The following is a 3,644-nucleotide window of genomic DNA, read 5'->3' on the forward strand; positions in this document are numbered from 1 at the left end:
CCCGGCGGTTGATCATAAGTTATCGCGCTCGGCGTCGGCGTGTCATGGCGATAACTTCATGGTCAACGCGCGGGACGGCCGGACGATGGGGTGGGGGCTAGGGGGAGAGGCGGGTGAGGGTTTGGATGTCGGCGGTGTGGCCCAGCTGCTTTTCGCTGGGGGTCTCCACCACCACCGGGACACCGCTGGTCGCGGGGTGCGCCATCAGCTCGGCGAAGGCCGGCTCCCCGATGGTGCCCTTGCCGATGTTCTCGTGCCGGTCCCGGGTGGAGCCGCACAGGTCCTTCGAGTCGTTGGCGTGCACCAGCCGCAGCCGGCCCGCGCCGACCGTGGCGACCAGAGTGTCCAGGGTCGCCGTCATGCCGCCCTCGGCCGCCAGGTCGTGACCGGCGGCCCAGGCGTGACAGGTGTCGAAGCAGACGCCGAGCATCGGGTGCCGGTCCACCGCGTCCAGGTAGGGCCCGAGCTGCTCGACCCGGGACGCGAGTGACCGACCTCCGCCCGCGCTCGGCTCGACCAGCAGCATCGGCCCGCCAGCGTCGGCGGCCCAGTCGAGCAGCGGCAGCAACTCCTCGCGGACCTGCCGCATCGCCGCCTCGGCGTGCCCCTCGTCCACCGAACTGCCGGCGTGGAACACCACCGCCCGCGCGCCGATCGCGACGCCCCGACGCAGCGCGTGGGCCAGCGTCTGGGCCGACCTCTCGACAGTGGCCGCGGTGGGGGAGCCGAGGTTGACCAGCAGCGAGGCGTGGATGAACGTCGAGATGCCCCGCTCGGCGCAACCGTCCCGGAACAGGGCGTCCTGCGCCGGGTCACCGGCGGGCAGCGCCCAGCCCCGGGAGTTCGACACGTACACCTGCACCACCCGCGCGCCGGTCGCGTCGGCGTACGGCAGCGCGGCCTTCGCCAGCCCGCCGGAGGTGGGTGTGTGCGCGCCCACCGGACGCGAGTGGACCGTCGGCATCAGAAACACGTGATGACGACCGGGGTGCCCGGCGGCACCTGCGAATTCTCACCGGGAGCCTGGATCCGGACCACGGCGTTCGGGTTGACCGCCATCGTCACCGGGTAGCCCTGGCTCTCCAGCAACTGCTTGGCCTGCTGGCACGGCAGATCGATCACCCGGGGCAGGACGGCCAGCGGCGGGCCCTTGCTGACGTCCAGCTTGACCTGGGTGCCCTTCTCCACGCCCGCGCCGTCGGCCGGGCTCTGGCCGAGGACCTCGTCCCTCGGCTTGTCGGAGTCCTTGTAGGTCTCCGCCAGCACCAGGTTGAGTTGAGCCAGCGTGGTCCGGGCCTCGGTCAGGCTCTTGCCGACCAGGTTCGGCACCGTCACCGGCGCCCGGCCCCGGCTGAGAATGAGGGTGATCTTCGCACCCGGTTTGACCTCGGTGCCCACCTTGGGGGAGCTGTCCAGCACGACCCCGGCCGGCAGGGTGTCGTCGTAGCGGGCGGTGCCCTTGGCTACCACCAGCTTCGCGTTGACCAGGTCCGCCTCGGCGAGCTCGAACTCCTTGCCGATCACGTCCGGCACGGGGAAGCGCTCCGGGCCGAGGGAGAGGGTGAGGGTGATCCGGCCACCCTTGAGGATCTTGGCGGTGGACGCCGGGCTCTGCCCCAGCACGCTGTCCTTCGGGGCCTTCTCGTCGAAGCGCGGCTCGGCGTACGTGAGCAGGAGCCCGGCGCGGTCGGCCTGCGCCTGCGCCTCGGCCTTGCTCAAGCTCACCAGCTGCGGGGTGGTCGTGTAGCGGCCGACGCCGAACCACCAACCCCCGATCGCGGCCACCAGGCCCAGCGCCACCACCACGGCCGCGAAGGCCAGCCGGCCACTGGGGTTGCCCAGCACGGTGCTGCGGAACGTGGCGAGCCGGCCCCCCAGGCCCTCGGCCGCCTCCGGGGCGGCGCGACGTCGACCCGGACCCTGGCTGTTGGCGCCCTCGGGCAGGCGCGCCCAGGCCGGTCGGTCGGTCGGTCGGACCGTCGCGACCATCATGGTCGGCTGGGCGAGCGGCGCCGCACCGCTGATCGGACTGAGCACGGCAGTGTGGCTGTTGGCGTCGCCCAGCGTCCCGGGCCACCTGCACCTCGGCCAGCAGGGCGCCGGCGTCGGCGGGCCGTGCGCCGGGGTCGCGCCGGGTCGCCCGCTGCACCAGATCGTCGAGGACCGACGGCAGCCCGGGCACCAGCGTCGACGGTGTCGGCACGTCGCGGTCGACGTGCTGCCAGGCGACGTCGACCGGGCGGTCCCCGTCGTACGGCACCCGGCCGGTGAGCATCTCGAACAGCACGATGCCGGCCGAGTAGACGTCCGTGCGCGGATCAGCGCGGCCCTCGGTGACCAGCTCCGGCGCGACGTACGCCACGGTGGCCATCAGCTGGTTGCCCTGCGCCTCGTCGGCGCTCGCCTCGACCGCCCGGGCCAGGCCGAAGTCGGCCACCTTGACCACGCTGTCGACCAGGTTGGCGACGCCACCGGTGGGGGCCTCGGCAACCAGCACGTTCTCCGGCTTGACGTCGCGGTGCACGAGACCGGCCCGGTGCGCGGCGGCGATCGCGGCGAGCATCTGCTCGACGATGGCCAGCGCCTCGTCCGGGTTGAGCCGGCGTCGTTCGGCCAGCACGTCGCGCAGCGTGCGGCCGCGGACGTACTCCATCACCAGGTACGGCAGACCGGCGTGCGTGCCCTGGTCGTAGACCGCCACCACGTTCGGATGGGTCAGCCGGGCGATGGTCTTCGCCTCGTCGGTGAACCGGGCCACGAAGTTGGCGATCCGGGCCCGCGCCTCGGGCGCCTGGGTCGGATGAATGATCTTGACAGCGACGGTGCGCTCAAGGCGTTCGTCGGTGGCGGTGTACACGGTCGCCATGCCACCACGGGCCACGCGACCGCGAATGCGGTAGCGCCCGTCGATCAGCGAGCCCAGCAACGTGTCGGCGACCTGTGTGTCCATCGGCAGGCAGTCTATGTGTCCAGGGGGTCAAGGTTGAACAGGATGCTACAGCCGTACGCCGAACTGGTCCGTCCCGCCGCTCTCGCCGCTCCTTATCCGCAGGTCAGCGATGGTCGGGGCGGAGGCTGCCGGTCGACCGCCCGGGGTGCCGGTGGCTCGTCCCGACGGCGGCGTGGCAGGGTGGTCGGGTGACCGAACCCGTACCCGACCAGGCCGCGCCCGGCCCGGAACTCGCCGGACCCACCGACCCGGCCGGCTGGTTGACCCTGCCCGACGTCGCCGAGCGCCTCGACGTGTCGATCAGCAAGGTGCACCAGATGATCCGAGACCGGGAGTTGCTGGCGGTCCGCCGCGACGGCGTCCGTCGGATCCCGGCGGACCTGGTGGCCAACCAGACCGTGCTCAAGCACCTGCCCGGTGTGCTCAACCTGCTTGCCGACAACGGCTACGACGACGAGGCCGCCCTGCGCTGGCTCTACGAGTCGGACGACACCCTCCCCGGCGCGACCCCGGCCGCCGCCCTCTCCGGTGACCAGGCCCGCGAGGTGAAGCGCCGAGCCCAAGCCCTGGGCTTCTAGCCGCCCCCACCCTCCTCCGCTGCCCACCGGCGCCCCGTTGATCATGAAGTTATCGTCACGACACGCCGTCCCGGACGTCACCAACTTCATGATAACGGGGGGCGAGGGGGCCGTGG

Annotated in this window: 2 protein-coding genes and 1 pseudogene; 1 reads left to right on the plus strand and 2 read right to left on the minus strand. The window is 72.3% G+C overall.

The annotated features are described in order from the left end of the window. Window positions 1–97: 97 nt before the first annotated feature. Both JM949_RS34540 and pknB read right to left on the minus strand, forming a co-directional pair. The gene (locus JM949_RS34540) at window positions 98–964 is read right to left on the minus strand and encodes a deoxyribonuclease IV (RefSeq protein ID WP_203152240.1); all 867 of its coding nucleotides are present in this window, start codon (window positions 962–964) and stop codon (window positions 98–100) included. Further along, window positions 964–2,950, minus strand: a pseudogene (pknB, locus tag JM949_RS34545) (Stk1 family PASTA domain-containing Ser/Thr kinase). The gene JM949_RS34540 and the pseudogene pknB overlap by 1 nt, the downstream one beginning before the upstream one ends. Window positions 2,951–3,138: 188 nt before the next feature. Between pknB and JM949_RS34550 the strand changes: the two are divergent. Then, window positions 3,139–3,528 carry an Rv2175c family DNA-binding protein gene (locus JM949_RS34550; RefSeq protein WP_203152242.1) on the plus strand — a complete coding sequence of 130 codons (390 nt, stop codon included), beginning with the start codon at window positions 3,139–3,141 and terminating at the stop codon, window positions 3,526–3,528. Window positions 3,529–3,644: the final 116 nt, after the last annotated feature.

Source organism: Micromonospora tarensis, assembly GCF_016803395.1.
Classification (GTDB): domain Bacteria; phylum Actinomycetota; class Actinomycetes; order Mycobacteriales; family Micromonosporaceae; genus Micromonospora; species Micromonospora tarensis.

Bases quoted from the DNA above. Each gene is read 5' to 3' on its own strand.
- JM949_RS34540 (WP_203152240.1), bottom strand. From the start codon at position 964: ATGCCGACGGTCCACTCGCGTCCGGTGGGCGCGCACACACCCACCTCC.